This window comes from Chitinophaga sp. OAE865, from assembly GCF_040546735.1.
Classification (GTDB): domain Bacteria; phylum Bacteroidota; class Bacteroidia; order Chitinophagales; family Chitinophagaceae; genus Chitinophaga; species Chitinophaga polysaccharea_A.
Map to the genome: position 1 here is coordinate 7,767,955 of NZ_JBEPOF010000001.1, position 18,942 is coordinate 7,786,896.

Here is an 18,942-nt window from a genome sequence, read left to right on the forward strand (position 1 = left end):
CAAAGAAAACAGCACAAAAGCTAATTAAAAAAACGACAAACTTTTTGCAGTTCATTTAAGGGATATTTTTTCAGGGTTGTTGAATCAAGATGATAAAATATGATAACCGGGTCCGGCGTCCGCAATTGTTTTGCCACCATTTTTGCAGCTGCTTCCAATGAAGGCTGGTCAATGGTTTCACGCCGTATAACATTTCCTTCTTTTAAGGGATAACCATTCAGCAGGGTATCTTTCCGCACGGTATACAATTGTTTCTCATCAATTGCAAAGATAGTGGTATCCTGTAATTCCTGCGTACCGATATTTCTTAAAATACCGGTATATGCAGTGCCGTTCCGGAATAGAACGCTCCAGCTGAATAAGGGTAATGCAATATCCAGGGGTAACGGATACCCTGCCACCCTGTTTTCACCAAGGTAGGACTCCATAGCATCTATGTCAAGAATGGAATTATGTGACCCCGGTTTACGCAGATCGCCCATGTTATAGCACATCAGCAATCCCCTGTCTACCGGTGGCACGCCGGTGCGTACTTTATATTTCACCTGGTACATACGGATGGTAGCCGATACGCGCCGATGCCGGAAAAAGGGGGTTTGCCGGATCTGTTTTATAAAAGAGAAATAGGCATCCCGGGAAGCCTGTGTCCAGTCGCAGTCCAGCTGGATCTCCTTTATGCCGGCAGCCGGCAGGGAATCGCACAGCTGCTCTATCAGCCTGGCCACATTGGCGGCCAGCCCGGGGTCAGGATGTGCCCATACTTCATTCATCAGGAATACTACCGGTACTATTTCCACACCGGCAGGAAAAGCAGCTTTCTGATTGAACACTGCTACCGGTGCAGGCGCCTGGGTAGCCCCGTTAACATCCACATCAAACAGCTTTACATACAGCCGCCTGGCAGGCAGCTCCTGCATATATTTCAGCTCGGCGCTGTTACCCGTCCAGGTTTGCTTCCAGTAATAAAATGCCGGCGTTACCTTCCGTTTCGCAGCGTGATTACAGGAAAACAATAGTATGATGATAAATAATATCCTGGGGCTCATGAGTGGTTAAATAAGCAGGCGGCCGCAGATAATCCCTGCAGCTACCGCAGCATTCAATGATTCGGCGCCACCGATCCGGGGAATGGTGATCCGGTGGGTAGCCATAGCGGTAACATCTTCCGTTAATCCCCTTCCTTCATTACCGATCAGGATGATACCTTCTTTGATAGCGGGAAACTCCGCAATATTCTTTCCATGAAGCGTGGCAGCGTAAGAAGGCAGCTTTGTTTGCTGCAACAATTCCCTGATACCGTATTCGGCTATACGAACCCGGATCATACTACCCATGGTGGCCTGTATGGTTTTGGGATTATACACATCCACACAGTCGGGCGAGCAAATGATCTGCGGAATCCCGAACCAGTCGGCAATACGGATCAGCGTACCCATATTACCCGGATCCTGGATGGCTTCCAGCGCCAGTGCCACTGTACCGGGGGCCGGCAGCGGGTTCACACGTGCAGGCATATCCAGTAAGGCCATGGCCCGGTTGGGCGTAGTGAGTGACGACAATTGTTTCAGCACAGCAGCATCCACTTCAGTTACAGTACCTGCCGGCATACGGCCGGCCAGGGAGCCATGCTGCTCCAGCCAATCGGCTGTTGCAAATACTCCTTTCACCGGCATGCCCGCCTGTAGCAGCTCCTGTACAATCTTATCACCCTCTGCCACATACTGGCTGGATTTTTGCCTGTTTTTTTTGTGCTGTAATGATTGAATATATTTAATTTGCGCCTTTGACAACATGGGATCAAACCTACACGATTTCTTTTAATCAGCCAAGAAGAGGCATGGTTACCCGTTTGTCAGCATTGACCTTAAAAAAATTTAACAACGTTTTTGCCCGTGATGCAGCTGCTTCCCAATTCAAAAACCTTACTGCTGAAACAATTGCTGCTATGGGCGGTAATACTCACGTTGGCGGCCTGCTCCAATACCAAATATCTCCGGAAAGACCAGTCACTTTACACCAGTGCCAAAGTAGATGTAAACGGGGAGATCCTCAATTCTGAAAAACAGGACCTGCGTAGCTCCCTTTCATCCAAATCGCTGATGACGCAACAACCCAATAAAAAACTGCTCAACAGCCGCATCAAAGTATGGCTCTATAACCAGAAGTACAACGAAAAAAAATCCAACTGGTTCTGGAACCTCGTACTCGCTAAACGAAACCTGGAAGAACCAGTGGTCTATGATTCTACCAAATCCAAGGAATCAGTGGAACGTATGACCAGCTATCTTCACAACCAGGGTTTCTTTTATGCCAGCGTAAACTATGAGGAAAAAACATCACGCCACAAAACCAGCGTTACCTACAGCGTTAATACAGGAAAAAACTTCGTAATAGATAAGATCACCTACAATGTACCTGATTCCTCCATCCTCCATATTGTAAAAGCCAATGAAGGATTGTCGCTGATTAAGAAAGGCGTTGTATTCAAATCAGCCACCCTGGGCAGCGAAAGGGAAAGGCTCACCCGCCTCATCAAAGATGCAGGGTACTACAAATTTAACCGCGATGCCATAGAATTCAGTGTAGATACTCTCAACAAAGCCCTGTTCCGTAACACGCTCAACCCTTTTGAAGGATTTGTAAATATCTTCAATGAAAATAAAGGAAGAGATAAACTGACAATGGATGTGGAAGTCCGGATCAAAAACCCCGAAGACAGTGCCGATACCTGGCAGAAGTATCACATCGGCAAGATCTACGCCTATCCGGACTTTTCTCTCAACGGCAATCCAAACGACAGTACCCTGAAACAGGATGTACGGAAGTTTATTACCATCCGTGCCCACCAGGAAATGCTGAAACCAAAGATCCTTTCAAGGTCTATCCTGCTGCGGCCGGGAGAAACCTATTCCATCCAGCAATACACCAATACCGTTAATAAGCTGTACGACATCGGTGTATGGCAATTCGTCACCCTGCAATATAAAGAGCCCAAAGACTCTACCAATACTCTCGATGCCTACGTGTTTCTTACGCCCCGGCGCAAACAGGAACTGGGGCTGAGCTTCGAGTTAAGTAACAGTTCCGACTATACGCTGGGGTCGGGCGTTACGCTGAACTACCGGCATATAAATCTGAATAAAACCGCCACCCAACTGGGTATGGCGCTAAGCACCGGTATTGAATTGGTGCGTCCCCAGGAATCTGGCTGGGTGCTACAATCCAAACAGTTTGGAGGCGAGGTAAGTCTTACCTGGCCACGGTTTGCCTTGCCGTTCAATTTTAAACAAAGCAACCGCTCCAATGTAAAAACAAGATTAACACTGGGCGCCAACTACCTCTCCCGCATAGAAAAATTTGATGTTACCAGTTTGAATTTATCTTATGGATACGACTGGAACGAAACAATCTACAAACGCTGGATCGTACGGCCTTTTACGCTCAACTATGTAGGTGTGAGCCTTGACCCTACTTTCCGCGACAGCGTAGTAAATACCAATCCGTACCTGAAGCGCAGCTTTGAACCGGCACTCATCGGCGGGGAAAGCGTTTCATTTATTTTCAGTAACCAGGACCTGCTGCACCAGCGCCATTACAGCTACTTCAGGGTGAACGTGGAAGAATCAGGTCTTTGGCTCAGCGGCATCAACAGCCTGATGAACGGCATCAGCGGTAAAAAGACAAACCTGGAAACGCTGACCAGCGTGAATATCTCGAATTTCGTAAAGATAGAAGCAGACTACCGCCACTTCTGGAAACTGGGACTGCACAGCGGGCTCGCGACCAGGGCTTATGCCGGCGTTGGCATCCCGTACAGTTATTCACAGGTACTGCCTTATGTACGGCAGTTCACCTCCGGTGGCCCCAACAGTATCCGTGCATGGCGTTTGCGTACCCTTGGCCCCGGCTCCTATAAAGATTCCTCCGCCACCGCACAGGCTTTCCCCGATCAAACCGGCGATATGAAACTGGAGGGCAACATCGAATACCGTTTCGATCTGCTGAGAATGTTTGGCGGCACTGTAAACCTGAAAGGCGCCACTTTCCTGGATATGGGTAATATCTGGATGATCCGGAAAGATTCCACCCGGCCGGGCTCCGAATTCCGGTTCGACCAGCTGTACCATGACCTGGCCATGGGCACAGGCGCGGGCCTGCGACTTGATTTCTCTTTCTTCCTCATCCGCCTGGATTGGGGTATCCCGCTGAAAGTGCCTTACTTCACCGGGAATAAGAACGGCTGGTATGTGAGTGAGTGGGATCTGAAAGACAGCCGCTGGCGTCGTGAAAATATCATCTGGAATATCGCTATTGGTTATCCGTTTTAGGAACGGAATTAGCCGCAATAAAATCTTCCATATCAGTAGCATTATCCAAACTGAAATTACCGATACGGGTTCTGCAAAGACTGCTCAGGTAAGCGCCGCAACCTAGTTGTGCGCCATAATCGTTTGCCAGGGAACGTATATACGTGCCCGTGCTGCATACCACCCTGAAATGTACTTCCGGCAATGCTATTTTAGTGATCTCAAATTCAGTAATGGTTAATTTCCTCGGCTCTACTTTCACATCCACCCCTTTTCTTGCCAGCAGGTAAATGGGTTTCCCGTTTTGTTTAATAGCAGAATGTATGGGAGGCAGCTGCATAATTTCTCCTATAAAGGGCCGCGTGGCAGCCAGTATAGCGGCTTCATCAAGATGGCTGATATCTTTAAAATTTTCCGGCTCAGACTCTTTGTCGAACGTAGGCGTAGTTGCGCCCAATGTAAAAGTACCGGTGTATTCTTTCTCCTGTGCCTGGTATTCGTTGATCTTTTTGGTCATTTTACCGGTACAGCAAATCAGCAGTCCGGTAGCTAAAGGATCCAGCGTGCCGGCATGGCCTATTTTAGCTTTGGTGATGTTTCTTATTTTACGTACTACATCAAAGGAAGTCCACGTTAAAGGCTTGTTGATCAATATCACGGCCCCTTCCTGGTAATTGGTCTTTTCGTTCGTTTGCATGCCGCAAAGATAGCTATTAGCAGGCAGCCCGCAGCATGTGGCCGGCAATTATAGGATTTATTTAAGACCACTAAAAGCAGAAAGCTAAGCGCTTTTTATTAAATTCACGCAATTTTAAATACATGGCTTTACAACATCATTTAGACGCAACACTACGGCACAAGCAACAGGTGGATAATTCGCGCGACTACGTGCTGCCATTCATACAGCAGGAATTTCCGCAACTGGAAGGCCTGCGCGTAATGGAGGTAGGATGCGGGGAAGGCGGCGTGCTTACTCCCCTGCTGGAAAAAGGATGCAACTGCGTAGGCGTGGATCTTGCACCCGACCGTATTGAGCTGGCTAAAACTTTCCTGCAGCAATACCTCGACAACGGACAATTAAAACTGATCGCTAAAAATATTTATGACCTGGATTTCCTGGGAGAATTCCGGAACTCTTTTGATGTTATTATTTTGAAAGATGCCATTGAGCATATTCCTGACCAGGAGAAGATCATCGGTCATCTCAAACAGTTACTAAGCCCCCGCGGGCAGGTATACTTCGGCTTTCCACCCTGGTATATGCCCCATGGCGGCCACCAGCAGATCTGCAAGAACAAATTCCTCAGTATGGTGCCCTACATTCATTTGCTTCCCCGACCGCTCTACAAAGGCGTTCTGCGGATGTTCGGAGAAGGCGATGATGTAGTGGTTGACCTTATGGATGTAAAATCCACCGGCATTTCCATTGAGCGTTTTGAGCGCATTGTAAAGCGACAGCAGTATAAAATTACACAGCGGAGGTTCTACCTGATCAATCCTATCTACAAATACAAATTCGGTGTTAACGCACGCGTGCAATGGAAACCTGTTGCAGCCATTCCTTTCTTCAGGAACTTCGTCACTACATGCGTGTACTATATGATCAAGCCAGTGTAGTGGATCGCCTTCGGCGATTGTCTTGGAACGCTGATTACGCTGATTTTGATGATTTGTTTGATTTTATTTTTTGGGATTTTATAAATAATTAAGGGAGATATATGCATCTATTCGCTTATATCTCCCTTAACTATTTTTTATTTTAAAATAAAATCAAACAAATCATCAAAATCAGCGTAATCAGCGTTCCAAGACAAAATTCGCATCGCCGAAGGCGATCCCCTACGCTGCATTCCATATGTCCCAGGAGGCTTCCGCCTGTAGTATCAGCATCTCGTGCCCGTTTTTGATGGTAGCGCCCTGCGCAGCACCGCGTTGCAAGAAGGCGGTTTCCGCAGGGTTGTACACCAAATCATATAGCAGGTGCCTGGAAGTAATATACTGGTAAGGGATTTCAGGGAAAGTATCTGTTTTGGGATACATGCCCAGGGGTGTTGTATTCACAACCACCGTATGATCTTCCATTACCTGCCTGGTCAGCGATTCGTACGACACAGCGCCATTCACCGGTTGCCGGCTCACTACAGTGTAGGTAATGCCAAGTTGCTCCAATGCATACATGATGGCTTTGGCGGCGCCGCCGGTGCCCAGCACCAGGGCTTTTTGATGATGAGGCTGCAGCAGTGGCTGCAACGATTTGGTAAACCCTATTACATCGGTATTGTAGCCTGTTTTCTTCCCGTTTTTAAAATGAATGCAGTTCACCGCGCCTATTTGTGCAGCTGCATCGCTAAGCTCATCCAGGAAAGGGATCACTGCTTCCTTGTAGGGAATGGTAACGTTCAAACCATGCAACTGCGGATGCTGTTCCAGCAAAGACGTGAATTCAGAGATACCCGGGATAGGGAAATTATCATACACACAACCTGAAATATTTTCCTTCTCAAATTTCTCTTTAAAGAAACCTTTGGAGAAAGAATGACTGAGCGGGTAGCCTATAAGTCCATAAATTTTCATGCACGGGGGAATTGATCATTACCAATGATAAATAACGGATGAAGGAGCTGTGTTGATGCAATCATATCCACAATCCTTCATCCGTTATTAATATCCTGCAATTATTTCTAAAACTATTCTCTGTCGAGGAACAGGTTAAAGGTATCTCCTCTTAAACCAATACGCATGGCTTCCAGGGAAATCACCTCATTGGGAGCCAGGTTGCCGAGGTTGGCGTTACAGCCTACCAGCTCCAGGAAGTAAAGCTGCTGGGCTTTCTGTGGTGCTTCCCAGATAATTTTTTCAGCAGGGATCTGGGTCAGGATTTCCTGTACCAGTCCTTCGCGAACTTCACCGCTGCCGCGGTAAATACCTACGTTACCGCTTTCGCGCGCTTCTGCGATCACATAAGTGGCGCCGGCGGAGAGCTCAGCGCTCATCAGTTCTATCCACTTATAGGGAGGTATAATATGCTCTGCATCTTTAGAGCCTACTTCACTCAATACCAGTCCGATCTTAGCCAGTTTCTCAATATAGCCGCATTTTTCAGCATGCGGGATGGTGATAGAGCCGTCGGAAACTTCCATGTAACTGATTCCGAATTCCTTTACCACTTTTATGTACTCTTCAAACTGGTTGCGGATTACAAAGGCTTCGAACAGTGTTCCGCCAAAGTATACGGGAATGTTTGCCGACTGGTAAAGTTCAATTTTTGCGCGCAGGTTGGGCGTAACGAAAGCAGTGCCAAAGCCCAGTTTCAGGATGTCAACATGCGGACCTGCTACCGATAAAAAATTTCGTGCTTCTTCCAAACTCAGCCCCTTGTCCATTACCATAGTGAGTCCATGTGTACGGGGCTTCTTTGTCCTTTCCGGGATTTGTGTCAGATTAAAATTCATTTGAAATATTTTTATCTTCTTATTGGTCAGTAAAACACATACTAATTTTCGCCAGGCACTTCGGGATAGCGTAGATGCAATTTTAGTAACCGGAAATACTATTGACTTTTGTCCATGACAATTAAAAGCCGGCGCAAAAATAAGAAGTATACTTTATTTTATTAAAGTAAATAACATTGGTTAACGTTTGCGGCGATATTGGGCAATCAGATCCACCACACTCACATGCTGTAATACAGCAGGGTCAAGCTCTACAAGCTTTTTAACAATTTTTGGGGCCTGTTGCAGGGCTGTTTCCAGGTGCAGCAACCCTTCTTTTGTTTTACCCATAGCTATCAGGATAGCGGCCCGGTAGTAAATAAAAATGGGCTTCCGTCCGGCCTTTTCCTCAGCTATGGCCAATTGTACAAGGGCTTCCTCCAGGAAACCGGATACATACAGCCCCTTTAGCAGCTCCTGCCAGGTAACTGCGCTTTTAGGCCTGGTACGTACAGCATTCATGAAATGTACCAGTGCATCCTTGTTCTTTCCAAGCTCCAGGTAGCATTCACCCAGGCTCATGTTATACTCTGCGTTGGTTTTATTTATTTTAAGTGCGCTCAGCAGGGATTTGGCAGCGTTTTCCCAGTTGGCTTCCATCATATAGGCCACAGCGATCTTGTAATACAGCTTGTCGTCGCTGGGGCTCAGATGCGAAGCTTTACGGTAGTAATAACGGGCCTGCGTAAATTTCCGCTGCCGCTCATAACAATGCCCGATGGCTTCATAGATCACATCCTCTGGCTTGGCTATTTCCAGGTGTTTCTGAAGCACTTCTATCGCTTCTGCATACTTACGGAGCCGGATATACGCATCGCCCATATTACGGTAGGCGTAATCAAATTTCTCGTCTATTGCCACCGCATACTGGTAAGCATCTATCGCTTTTTCGTACAGCTTAAGCCCCTGGAACGCCGTTCCGAGGTTAAACCAGGCCAACTGGTTATACGGATGTTCATCGATAATGGCGGTGTGCAAACGGATGCTCTCTTCATTGCGACCGGTAAATTCTGTCCAGAAACAGATCTTATGCAACGCCTCCTCACTGGTAGGATCGTATTCCAGCGCCATTTTCAGGCAGTCGAAAACTTTTTCAAATTCCTCCCAGTCGTCATACACATCAGCCAGTTCCAGCAACAATTCCGTCCTGTCTTCTCCCGAAAACTGTTCAATCTGTTCTTCCAGTACAGCAGCCGCCTTCTGATGCTGGTTCAGCGCCAGGTAAACGTCTGTTTGCAATATATAAAGATTGATATCAGTGCGGTCCAGAACTTCTGCTTTCTCCAGCAGATCCAGTGCTTCCTTATATTTTTTGGTTTCTATCAGTAAGTTGGCCTTTTTGAGCAATAAGGTGGAGGAATAGGGAAATTGTTCGATGGCTATTTCTGCGGCCTGCAATGCGGTCGGCATTTCGTCATGCTCATCATAATAGTCTATGATCTGCTCAAATGAATCTTCGTCCAAAAAAGAATGAGACTTACCTGCCCGGAGGTTTTCAAACTGCTGCAACAAGTCTCTCAGATCATCAAAATCCTCGTTTAAAAATGAAAAGTCTTTACTCATTAATGTAAATATAGTACTTTTATTTATGCCCAAATATGGGGGTAAATCAATGTTTTAAAATATTTTTAACAATTCTTTGTGATTTCTTCGTATCTTGCGTTAAGAAGATGTTATTTGATACATCAAAAAGTTTGTACATTTGTGTTACAATGAAAGCGAAAACTTACATATCACGCACCTTTTCATTGTCTTGCTTGTTAGCGGGCGCAATGGCGTTTTTTGCTCTCAATGCGGTGGCGAACAATAACGTTTGGCCGACCGATAATAATAAAGACAAAGTGAAAAAAACAGCTGACAGCCCACATTTTGTGCTGAACACAGCTATGCCCAAAACCAACCTGAGCCTTGACGCTGGCTACCGCTTTTCCGGTACCTTCAACTCAGCCTTTAAGTTTACTACTACCAACAATAACAATACTGTCATTAACCTGAAAGCAGTAATGACCTATACAAAGGGTAATGTTACTTACGTAGTTCCTTCAAACGTCCAGGTACAGGCACAACCTCCTGGAAACATGAACTTTCAGAAACTGCAGATCATTCTGCCGCTTAAGAAAGGGTAATAACTTTAACGTTTCTTCAATTACAATATGGGCCGGTTAAAAAGTTCAACAGCTTTTTAACCGGCTCTTTTTTTAGACAACTTCCAAGGCCTCATGCTTTCCCTTTGAATAAATTCTAACCCCGGTCCAACTCACTTTAAACAGCGTCCAATACGGCATACACTCCCTTTCGTCAGTTACTAATAGCGCCAGCCTGCCATGATAAAAGCTTTATTTATTTTTAATAAAAAACTTAACTCATGGCAAAACAAACAGGTTTGATCCAGTTCACCGGTAAGCTGGGCAACGTAATCGGCTACCGGAGAAATGGCGCCTGCTATTTGCGCAGCTTACCCGAAAAGGTCCGTCAAACAACAGCCACCCGGCAAGCCTCCCGCAACTTTGGTATCGCCAGCAGTAAAGGAAAACTAATCAGGCAGGCTATTGTTCCCCACCTGGATATATTTCCCGGCGGCTCAATGGGCAATTGCCTGAATAAAACGCTTATCCAGGCCGGAAAAGACCTACACTCCCTGGAAGGCTTCCAGTTTAACAGGCACTGTAATGTGGAAAAGTTTTTTTTCAGCCAGCCAGTGATTTTACCGGGCGGGATTATTCAAATACCCGCACAACCATTACCGGAGCAGGAAGCCGGCTCCATACTGGAAATTAAAGCTATCGCCGTCCGTGTGTGCTTTGTTACAAGGAAAATAACCGCCAGGCGTACAGCCACCATTACAGCGGATACAGGAGTTCCGTTCCCCGGCGCTACCATGGAGCTGACGGTACCGGGCAAAGGGCTCCTGATGCTGGTATTACAGGTAAGAATGTTTAAGGCAGGGGCTGCCTCCTTCGACCGTCGTTTCATGGCAGCCGATATTGTTGGCGTACTCGTAAATACCCCCAAAAGGAAAAAGCCGGTTAAAACGGAAAAAATGCCGGTGTCCGGAAAAATACCGGCCGGCTGTCTGCAAAATATTACGGGCTATCACCTCAGCCCGGTCAACCGCCCATCTGTAGCGCTGTATCAACTGGAATAAGCTTATTCCCTTCTTTGAATTTGTTGATTATTGGTTAACCGAAGCATATGCTTCGTGGTTTGTTATGTAAATACGTGACCATATGCCTGCTTTTAAGAAGGCAACCGCCCCGATTCATCTCCCCTAAAGAAAATAAACCCTCTCTTATACACCGGAAATGTGCTTCTTTATACCCTTTTCCAGGGGAAATAAACCCTAGTATCACCTCCCTCATATACGTAGATCAAGTCCACCTGCTCCTTAGAGAAAAAGCACTGTCTACATATTCTGTAATTCTTTCTGACTTACCTCTTTATACCCCGTCTTAGGTACGTCGAAATAGGAAGCAGGAATCGGGTACAATTCCACTTTAACGGCTACTACCCTCGTTTTCGACCCGGTTTTTGTAAGGATCTCAAACTCCAGGGGAATTCCTTTCAGGTTTACAAAGCGGCGGTTATACTGCTTGTTTTCCGGAACAAGATCAATGGCATAGTATACCTCGAAAGTTTTTCCATCAGGCATTGTGCCAATGGCTTTTCTACAGTCGTAATCTGCTATCTTCTTGATCTCTTCCTGGTCCTGGAACTTAATTCCCTCGTATTGTTTCAGGTCCTTTTCATATTGATCTTTCCCTGCGCGTATCAGGTACTTGTTACCATGCTGGTCTATCAGCGTGGTCATGGTTTCAGCTTTACTGTTGATCAGGTAGGTATAATGTACAATATTGAAATTCATATCTATCCTGCTCAGAGGACCCCGCATGTACTGGGTAAAGGTGCTGCCTTCCAGCATGGCATCCATTTGCAGCTGCTCAGGTGGCAGCTCCATTTTATAAACGATCTTGGCATCTGAAACAACACGCTGCGCCAGTAATGTGCCGGTGCAGCACAGAAAGGTAAAAGTTAATAACAACCGATTTGACATAGTGTGTTGAATTAAGATAATGGCAATCAGTGATCCGTTACCAGTTTAGCTTTTCTTTGTTTAAAAAAGCGGCTATCCCGCGTTTACAGTCGTCATGGCCCCGGGTGGCAGCATTCAGTATGGCTGCGTGCGCCAGCCCTTCCGCTACCGGTAAGTCCAACACTGTGCCAATCAATTTTTTGGTGACCTTCAGGGAGTTTGAAGAAGCTTCATTACATAGGCTGGCAGCCACTTTCGCTACCTTTTGGGCTATTTCCGGCGCGGGCACTACCGCCGTGATCAGGCCATCGGCCGCGGCTTTTTCCGCCGTTACCAGTTTACCGGTTAGCAATAACTCGCGGGAACGGCCCTCTCCTATTTTTCGGACCAGGAAAACGGCCACCAGGGCGGGGATAAATCCGATTTTCACCTCCGTGTATCCCAACAGCGCTTCAGGTACTGCATAGCTGAGGTCGCACAGCGTTACTAAACCGCAGCCACCGGCAACAGCATGTCCTTCAACCTGACCAATCACTATCTTATCAAGATCATAGATCTCCCGGAACAATTGCATCAGTTCCCGGGAATCTGCGAGGTTTTCATCATAGGTATTTTGCTGCAGTTGCTGCAGGTATTCCAGGTCGGCTCCCGCACAAAAAGCCTCCCCATTCCCCTTCAACACTACCACTTTCACGGCTTCATCAGCTGCCGCCGTACGGAATGCAGCACGGAGCTCCGCCACCATGGGCCCGTTGAGCGCGTTACGCTTCTCCGGCCGGTTCAGGGCGATGGTAGCTACCCGCTCAGACACCGTATATTCGATAAAAGAAAATGCCATAAACAAAGAATTTCCAGGCCTTGTTTATGGCAATCTAAACAAAAAAAATTTAATGGGTAATCTCCTGTATTACCTGACCTACGCTACCACTTGGCATCTGCATATGCAGCAAGGCTGCCAGGGTTGGCGTAATATCCGTCATACCAATGGTACGGTTGGTTTTGCCCGGGCGAATGCCCCATCCCATCCATACCAGCGGGATATGCGCATCGTAAGGGTACCACAATCCATGAGTGGTGCCTGTATTACCGCCATCGATGTAGCCTGGCGTTAACACCACCTGGATATCACCGCTCCTTTTGGTATTAAAACCGTTGGATAGCATAGTGCGCATAGGCTCCGGTAAAACAGTCCACATGAGGTTATCTGTAGAAAAGGCTTTGGAAATGGCGGGCGACTTCAGCAATTCCCTGATAATGAACTGCCGGATTTCCGCCTCGCTTTTACCAGCCTGCCCGATAGCATCGTGATTCAGCCAGAACTGGTAATTATCAGTGGCTTTTATTGCTTCTTTCACACCAAACCTGGCTGCTACCTGCCCATTCAGGGATGCCACCACCGCTTTATCGTCCCAGGTACCGCCGGGTAGTTTGTTTTCCGCCATAAATCCGGGCACATGGGCTACCCCATGATCGGCGGTGATAAAGAACAGGTACTGTCCTTTGCCCACTTTCGCATCAAGGTAGGTGAAAAATGCCGCCAGGTCCTGGTCCAGGCGCAGATAAGTATCTTCTGCCTCTATGGAATTAGGACCGAACTGATGCCCTACATAGTCCGGGGAAGAAAGGCTTACAGCCAGCAGATCCGTTGCCTGCCCTTTTCCCAGGCCATAGGCTTCCATTGCTTTTTTGGCAAACTCCAGCGTCATGGTATTGCCATAAGGAGAGGCGGAAATGGCGGTATTCGCGATGTCCGACAACTGGTGCGGAAACGAAGTGTTGGCGGCGTTTTTATACTTCCCCTCATAAGATTTTTCATCAGCGGTACTGAGGGTATAGGTGGATGCAGGATAAAGGGTGGTCCATGGTTTGCTTAAATACTGCTGCGGGAATTTCTGCCGGTTGAACTCCTGCGCCCATGCGGGCAGCTCATTCATGTAGTAGGTGCTGCTCACCCAGTTACCGGTGCCGGCATCATACCAGAAAGCAGCATTGGCGCTGTGCCCTGCGGGGAGAATAGCTCCGCGGTCTTTAATGGCTACGCCTATTACTTTACTTTGGAAATTATTGGATAACTTCAATTCGTCGCCGATAGTAGTTACCAGCATATTCCGCGGGCTCATTTTACCGGCAGCAGAAGAACTGCCTACCGTTGTTACCGTAGTATCTTCCGCACAATACACCGTGCGGCCCAGTTCAGGGCTGTACCAGGTGTTGCCGATGATACCATGTATAGCAGGCACAGAGCCGGTATACACACAGGTATGCCCGCAGGCGGTAATGGTAGGTGTGTAATTGATCAGGGTATTTTCACAGGAAAAACCTTCCTGCAGCAAACGTTTAAAGCCACCGGCTCCATACCTGCCGGCATAGCGGTACAGGTAATCCCATCGCATCTGATCTACCACCATACCTACTATGAGCCTGGGACGGGCGGTTGTTTTGGTGTTTCCGGCAGCAGGAAGAGAGTTGGACGGCTTTGAAGAAGAAGTGCTCTGCGCAGCGCCATTAATAGCAGACAACAGGAATGCAGCTGCCAGGAAATGTGTAAATTTCATCAGATTGTAATAATTTAAAAGTCTTTGTAATACAATAAGATATATCATCTTATTGTATTAATAAATGTAAAAAAAGGCTTTGGCCAAATGTGAACCAAGTTTACAAAAAGTAATATTTTAATACCTTTGTGTCCATTTTAAATGGAATGAATTAACCATTACATAATATACCGTATGGATATTTTCGAGAAACTGCTGAAACATCTGGGCCCTATCGGGGAGCATTCAGACAGAGCCCATGGCTATTTTGCCTTTCCTAAACTGGAAGGGGAAATAGGCCCCCGCATGAAATTCCGGGGAAATGAAAAGATTGTCTGGAGCCTGAACAACTACCTGGGTTTAGCCAACCATCCGGAAGTGCGTGCTACCGACGCCAAAGCTGCTGCAGACTTTGGAATGGCTTCTCCGATGGGAGCGCGTATGATGAGCGGAAATACCAACTACCATGAGCAGCTGGAGAATGAGTTGTCCGACTACATGGGTAAAGAAGCAACTACTTTACTGAACTATGGTTACCAGGGCATCATGAGTGCTATTGATGCTGTAGTAGGCCGCAGGGATGTAATTGTATACGATGCAGAGTGCCATGCCAGTATCCTGGATGGATTGCGTCTGCACCCCGGCAAGCGTTATGTATTCAAGCATAACGACATGGAAGATTTTGACAAGCAGATGAAACGTGCTACTGAACTGGCTAAAACACAGGGTGGTGGCATACTGGTGGTTACTGAAGGCGTGTTTGGTATGGCCGGCGACCAGGGTAAACTGAAAGAGATCGCTGCATTTAAAGATAAATATGAGTTCCGCCTGCTGGTAGATGATGCCCACGGCTTTGGAACAATGGGTAAAACCGGCGCCGGTACCGGCGAAGAACAGGGCGTTCAGGATAAAATTGACCTGCTGTTCAATACCTTTGCAAAATCCGGCGCTTCCATCGGCGCTTTCATCAGCGGAGAAAAACAGATCATTAATTACCTGCGCTATAACATGCGCTCCCAGATATTCGCAAAATCCATCCCCTTACCTATCGTAATCGGCCACCTGAAAAGGGTACAGCTGATGCGCCAGCATCCTGAAATGAAAGCGAAGCTGTGGGATAATGTGAATAAACTGCAGAATGGCCTGAAAGAGCGCGGATTTAATATCGGCAGAACCAATTCCCCGGTAACGCCTATCTACCTCCAGGGCGATATTCCTGAGGCTACGGCAATGTGCCTGGATCTGCGTGAAAACTACAACATCTTCTGTTCTATCGTGGTATACCCTGTTATTCCAAAAGGACAGATCATTTACCGCCTGATCCCAACCGCTGCACACAGCGATGAAGATATTGAGCTCACCCTGAAAGCGTTTAGCGAAACCAAAGCAAAACTCGATGAAAAAGTGTACCAGGTTGCCGAAATTCCAATGGTATAACTGACACATTTTATCATATAAAATTAAAGCCTTCCTGCTTTTCAGGAAGGCTTTTCTATTAAAAATGGGAAAAGGCCAGAGGGGTCATAGCTGAGAAGGTACGGCAAATCGGGTAAAACAAAAAGGGCTGATGTTACTCAGCCCTTTACTTCAAATCGTTCTTTCACTAGGTGTAATTTTTCATTAGATTTCATCAGGACATGGTAGAGAACAATTGGCTTTCATAGAAATTGGAATAACCAAGTGATTCCAAGTATCTTATAAATAAGTTTTATCTTAATTCGGTTTTTTTCCTCATTGATACTATTCAAAAATAGGGTAGATTTCAGCAAAAATTATAACACGTCCGTGGGATTTTGTTAATGGCTTGTTAAAGCTTCTATACTGCTGCGATAAATCACCAGGATAACCGTTCTGTTCAATAATCTCCCGGTCTGTATAAGGATTTTCCTGCTCACCCGTTATATTTTTATACCGGAAACAATACATACTGAACCTTTGCAATACCATTGCAGTAAAGAGCAGGCATAGCACTTTCGTTAATGCCGGCAAAATATATTCAAATACAGCCTGTTTAAGCGTCCGTACCATGAACCTGCACTTTGGCCCTGTTAAATGGCAGAACCGGGGCTACAATCGCCTTAATTACCGTAACAAAGTTGTTTTTACTGAATCCTGCCGGGTGGTTTGCTTAGCGGCGTTGTTGACATAAAAAAATGGTTCGCATAAATTATGCGAACCATTTTTTTATGTTAATGAAAAGCGGAAGATTATTTCTTCAGATGCTCTTCAATAGCGGTATCATATGTTTTTTTCCAGGTGCTTACCTTGCCCCAGTCTTCCCCGTTCACTTTAATGGTTTCACCGGTTACCACACCGAGCTTCTCGTAGCGTACAGAATTATCTGAAGCATCTACCAGGCCATGTAACAGGGCCTCGAACTTCTCTTTATCAGCGGGTTTAACGGTTACCACTACACGGCTCTGGCTTTCACCAAACAGGTAGGCATCTTTACGGAACTTGTTGTTGAGCGTCAGTTCAAAGCCTAAACCTGAAGGCATGGCGCTTTCCAGCAGCGTAACAAATAAACCTCCATCGCTTACATCGTGAGCAGACTGGATCAGCTTGGCTTTGTTCAGCTTAGTGATGGCCTGTTGCAGGTGCAGTTCCTCATCGAGGTTGAAGTGCGGTGCAGGGCTGTATTCTATACCGATGATCTTGTGCAGGTATTCAGAGCTGTTAATATCGTTACGGGGGCGGCCTACCAGGTATACCAGGTCGCCTTCTTCTTTGAAGTTAAGCGTGATGCGCTGATCCAGCGTATCCAGGATACCTACCATACCAATGGTTGGCGTTGGGTAAACCGGGCCGTCGGGCGACTGGTTATAGAAACTCACATTACCACCGGTAACAGGCGTATTGAATTTACGGCAGGCTTCACCCATTCCCTGTACAGCGTGTACAAACTGGTAGTAAACTTCCGGATCGTAAGGATTGCCGAAGTTCAGGCAGTTGGTGATTGCCACTGGTTCGCCACCGGAGCAAACGATGTTACGTGCAGCTTCCGCTACAGCGATCTGTCCGCCCTTATGAGGATCGGCAAATACGTAACGGCCGTTACAGTCGGTGGTCATAGCCAGCGCTTTTTTGGTAGGCTTCACCAATACAATGGCAGCATCGCTTGGCGCATTGGTGCTGGCGTTTGCTGTACCTACCATGCTGTCGTACTGGTTGTAGATCCAGCGTTTGGAGGCAATGTTAGGCAATGCCACCATTCTTTCTGCCACAAAACGCGGATGTTCTGTATCAGGAATATTCTGGATATCGAATGCTTTTATTTTAGCGAAATAAGCAGGTTCTGTATAAGCGCGGTGATATTGCGGAGCGCCGCCACCCAGTACCAAACTTTCAGCAGGAACATCTGCTTCCAGTTCGCCGTTCATATAAAACCTCAGGTTTTTATCTTTCGTTACTTCACCGATCTGAACGCAGTGCAGGTCCCATTTCTCAAAAATATCCAGCACTGGTTTTTCCTCTCCTTTCTTTACTACAATCAGCATACGCTCCTGGCTTTCGCTCAGCAGCATTTCCCATGCTTTCATATCTTTCTGGCGGGTAGGTACCTTATCCAGCCAGATGTTCATACCATGCTCGCCTTTCGCGCTCATTTCAGCAGTGGAGCAGGTAATGCCGGCAGCGCCCATATCCTGCATACCGATAATAGCATTTGTTTTGATGATTTCAAGGCAGGCTTCCAGCAGTTTCTTTTCCTGGAAAGGATCTCCTACCTGAACGGCAGGTAAATCTTCCACGCTGTCTTCCGTAATGTTTGCAGAAGCAAAGGAAGCGCCGCCGATCCCATCTTTACCGGTAGCGGAGCCTACAATGAAAACGGGGTTGCCTTCACCATAGGAAGTAGCGGAAACGGTTTGGCCAACTTTTACGATACCTGCGCTAAAGGCGTTTACCAGCGGGTTGGTACCGTAGCAGTCTTCAAAATAAGTTTCGCCGCCTACGGTCGGAACGCCAAAGCAGTTACCATAGTGGCCTATACCATGTACAATACCTTTTACCAGGTGTTGTGTTTTCTGATCATGAATATTACCGAAGCGCAGGGAGTTCAGCGCAGCAATAGGGCGGGCGCCCATTGTAAAGATATCGCGATGAATACCACCTACGCCGGTAGCAGCTCCCTGGAACGGCTCAATAGCGGAGGGGTGATTATGCGATTCTATTTTAAATACCACCGCGTAGCCATCACCTATATCTACCAGACCGGCATTTTCTTCTCCTGCTTTAACCAGGAGCCTGTCGCCTTCGCGGGGCAGAGACTTCAGCCAGACAATTGAGTTTTTATAAGAGCAGTGCTCACTCCACATTACAGAGTACATACTTAATTCTGTAAAATTGGGGATACGGCCTAAAATAGATTTAATTCGTTCAAACTCGTCAGCGGTAAGTCCTAGCTGTTCAGCAATTTCTACGGTGGTTTGCATGTATTTAAGTATAAAAAACGAGATGTTTAAAAGAAGTCGCAAAAGTAAATGATTTTCCTTCAAATGCCAAGAGAACCCTCTGGTGGCTTTTCTGCTGTTTCTTTGCTGCCCGCTATCATATTATTTATTTTTAAATTCATCAATTTG

Annotated in this window: 15 protein-coding genes; 5 read left to right on the top strand and 10 right to left on the bottom strand. The window is 46.7% G+C overall.

All coding sequences use genetic code 11. The features are described 5' to 3' along the window. Positions 1–20 precede the first annotated feature (20 nt). A complete protein-coding gene (locus ABIE50_RS30960; protein WP_209862922.1) occupies positions 21–1,046 on the bottom strand; it encodes a hypothetical protein in 1,026 nt (341 codons plus the stop codon). Between the two features lie 6 nt (positions 1,047–1,052). Further along, positions 1,053–1,793 (bottom strand): TrmH family RNA methyltransferase, encoded by a 741-nt coding sequence (locus ABIE50_RS30965; protein WP_502913950.1) that lies wholly within the window; start codon positions 1,791–1,793, stop codon positions 1,053–1,055. Positions 1,794–1,895: 102 nt separating this feature from the next. Between ABIE50_RS30965 and tamL the strand changes: the two genes are divergently transcribed. Continuing rightward, on the top strand, positions 1,896–4,328 hold the full coding sequence (gene tamL, locus ABIE50_RS30970; protein WP_354028301.1) for a translocation and assembly module lipoprotein TamL: 2,433 nt from the start codon (positions 1,896–1,898) through the stop codon (positions 4,326–4,328). Here the strand turns inward: tamL and truB are convergent. Beyond that, positions 4,309–5,004, bottom strand: a complete 696-nt coding sequence (gene truB / locus ABIE50_RS30975) for a tRNA pseudouridine(55) synthase TruB (RefSeq protein ID WP_209862929.1) — start codon at positions 5,002–5,004, stop codon at positions 4,309–4,311. The two genes, tamL and truB, sit on opposite strands and share 20 nt — an antisense overlap. Before the next feature lie 122 nt (positions 5,005–5,126). On the opposite strand from truB, the gene ABIE50_RS30980 reads away from it, so the two are divergent. Further along, complete coding sequence (locus ABIE50_RS30980) at positions 5,127–5,924, top strand: class I SAM-dependent methyltransferase (RefSeq protein ID WP_142686026.1); 798 nt, start codon at positions 5,127–5,129, stop codon at positions 5,922–5,924. Between the two features lie 222 nt (positions 5,925–6,146). On the opposite strand, the gene ABIE50_RS30985 is transcribed toward ABIE50_RS30980, so the two are convergent. The 3 genes from ABIE50_RS30985 to ABIE50_RS30995 form a co-directional block, all read right to left on the bottom strand. Next, entirely contained in the window at positions 6,147–6,881 is a 735-nt protein-coding gene (locus ABIE50_RS30985; RefSeq protein ID WP_209862932.1) for a shikimate dehydrogenase family protein, read from the bottom strand. A 113-nt stretch (positions 6,882–6,994) separates the two neighbouring features. Next, the gene (locus ABIE50_RS30990; RefSeq protein WP_142686024.1) at positions 6,995–7,759 is read right to left on the bottom strand and encodes a phosphosulfolactate synthase; all 765 of its coding nucleotides are present in this window, start codon (positions 7,757–7,759) and stop codon (positions 6,995–6,997) included. A 180-nt stretch (positions 7,760–7,939) separates the two neighbouring features. Beyond that, a complete protein-coding gene (locus tag ABIE50_RS30995; protein ID WP_209862936.1) occupies positions 7,940–9,361 on the bottom strand; it encodes a tetratricopeptide repeat protein in 1,422 nt (473 codons plus the stop codon). Between the two features lie 278 nt (positions 9,362–9,639). Here ABIE50_RS30995 and ABIE50_RS31000 point away from each other — a divergent pair, with 278 nt between their 5' ends. Continuing rightward, positions 9,640–9,924 carry a hypothetical protein gene (locus ABIE50_RS31000; RefSeq protein WP_209862939.1) on the top strand — a complete coding sequence of 95 codons (285 nt, stop codon included), beginning with the start codon at positions 9,640–9,642 and terminating at the stop codon, positions 9,922–9,924. Positions 9,925–10,163: 239 nt separating this feature from the next. After that, on the top strand, positions 10,164–10,943 hold the full coding sequence (locus ABIE50_RS31005; protein WP_209862942.1) for a hypothetical protein: 780 nt from the start codon (positions 10,164–10,166) through the stop codon (positions 10,941–10,943). 258 nt (positions 10,944–11,201) lie between these two features. Here ABIE50_RS31005 and ABIE50_RS31010 read toward each other — a convergent pair whose 3' ends face one another. From ABIE50_RS31010 to pafA, 3 genes are read right to left on the bottom strand one after another with little or no spacing between them, the layout of a single operon-like run. Beyond that, positions 11,202–11,849, bottom strand: a complete 648-nt coding sequence (locus ABIE50_RS31010; protein WP_209862943.1) for a hypothetical protein — start codon at positions 11,847–11,849, stop codon at positions 11,202–11,204. Positions 11,850–11,886: 37 nt separating this feature from the next. Beyond that, the gene (locus ABIE50_RS31015) at positions 11,887–12,666 is read right to left on the bottom strand and encodes an enoyl-CoA hydratase/isomerase family protein (protein ID WP_209862946.1); all 780 of its coding nucleotides are present in this window, start codon (positions 12,664–12,666) and stop codon (positions 11,887–11,889) included. A gap of 49 nt (positions 12,667–12,715) precedes the next feature. Next, positions 12,716–14,383: an alkaline phosphatase PafA gene (gene pafA / locus ABIE50_RS31020; protein ID WP_209862949.1), complete on the bottom strand. Its 1,668-nt coding sequence runs from the start codon at positions 14,381–14,383 to the stop codon at positions 12,716–12,718. Positions 14,384–14,557: 174 nt separating this feature from the next. Here pafA and ABIE50_RS31025 point away from each other — a divergent pair, with 174 nt between their 5' ends. Continuing rightward, positions 14,558–15,799 (top strand): aminotransferase class I/II-fold pyridoxal phosphate-dependent enzyme, encoded by a 1,242-nt coding sequence (locus tag ABIE50_RS31025; protein ID WP_142686018.1) that lies wholly within the window; start codon positions 14,558–14,560, stop codon positions 15,797–15,799. 770 nt (positions 15,800–16,569) lie between these two features. Here the strand turns inward: ABIE50_RS31025 and purL are convergent. Then, the gene (gene purL / locus ABIE50_RS31030; protein ID WP_209862951.1) at positions 16,570–18,795 is read right to left on the bottom strand and encodes a phosphoribosylformylglycinamidine synthase subunit PurL; all 2,226 of its coding nucleotides are present in this window, start codon (positions 18,793–18,795) and stop codon (positions 16,570–16,572) included. Between the last annotated feature and the right edge of the window lie 147 nt (positions 18,796–18,942).

Excerpts from the sequence above, each read along its gene's own strand:
- ABIE50_RS30960 (WP_209862922.1), bottom strand. The coding sequence starts at position 1,046 with ATGAGCCCCAGGATATTATTTATCATCATACTATTGTTTTCCTGTAAT.
- ABIE50_RS30965 (WP_502913950.1), bottom strand. The coding sequence starts at position 1,793 with ATGTTGTCAAAGGCGCAAATTAAATATATTCAATCATTACAGCACAAA.
- tamL (WP_354028301.1), top strand. The coding sequence starts at position 1,896 with ATGCAGCTGCTTCCCAATTCAAAAACCTTACTGCTGAAACAATTGCTG.
- truB (WP_209862929.1), bottom strand. The coding sequence starts at position 5,004 with ATGCAAACGAACGAAAAGACCAATTACCAGGAAGGGGCCGTGATATTG.
- ABIE50_RS30980 (WP_142686026.1), top strand. The coding sequence starts at position 5,127 with ATGGCTTTACAACATCATTTAGACGCAACACTACGGCACAAGCAACAG.
- ABIE50_RS30985 (WP_209862932.1), bottom strand. The coding sequence starts at position 6,881 with ATGAAAATTTATGGACTTATAGGCTACCCGCTCAGTCATTCTTTCTCC.
- ABIE50_RS30990 (WP_142686024.1), bottom strand. The coding sequence starts at position 7,759 with ATGAATTTTAATCTGACACAAATCCCGGAAAGGACAAAGAAGCCCCGT.
- ABIE50_RS30995 (WP_209862936.1), bottom strand. The coding sequence starts at position 9,361 with ATGAGTAAAGACTTTTCATTTTTAAACGAGGATTTTGATGATCTGAGA.
- ABIE50_RS31005 (WP_209862942.1), top strand. The coding sequence starts at position 10,164 with ATGGCAAAACAAACAGGTTTGATCCAGTTCACCGGTAAGCTGGGCAAC.
- ABIE50_RS31010 (WP_209862943.1), bottom strand. The coding sequence starts at position 11,849 with ATGTCAAATCGGTTGTTATTAACTTTTACCTTTCTGTGCTGCACCGGC.
- ABIE50_RS31015 (WP_209862946.1), bottom strand. The coding sequence starts at position 12,666 with ATGGCATTTTCTTTTATCGAATATACGGTGTCTGAGCGGGTAGCTACC.
- pafA (WP_209862949.1), bottom strand. The coding sequence starts at position 14,383 with ATGAAATTTACACATTTCCTGGCAGCTGCATTCCTGTTGTCTGCTATT.
- ABIE50_RS31025 (WP_142686018.1), top strand. The coding sequence starts at position 14,558 with ATGGATATTTTCGAGAAACTGCTGAAACATCTGGGCCCTATCGGGGAG.
- purL (WP_209862951.1), bottom strand. The coding sequence starts at position 18,795 with ATGCAAACCACCGTAGAAATTGCTGAACAGCTAGGACTTACCGCTGAC.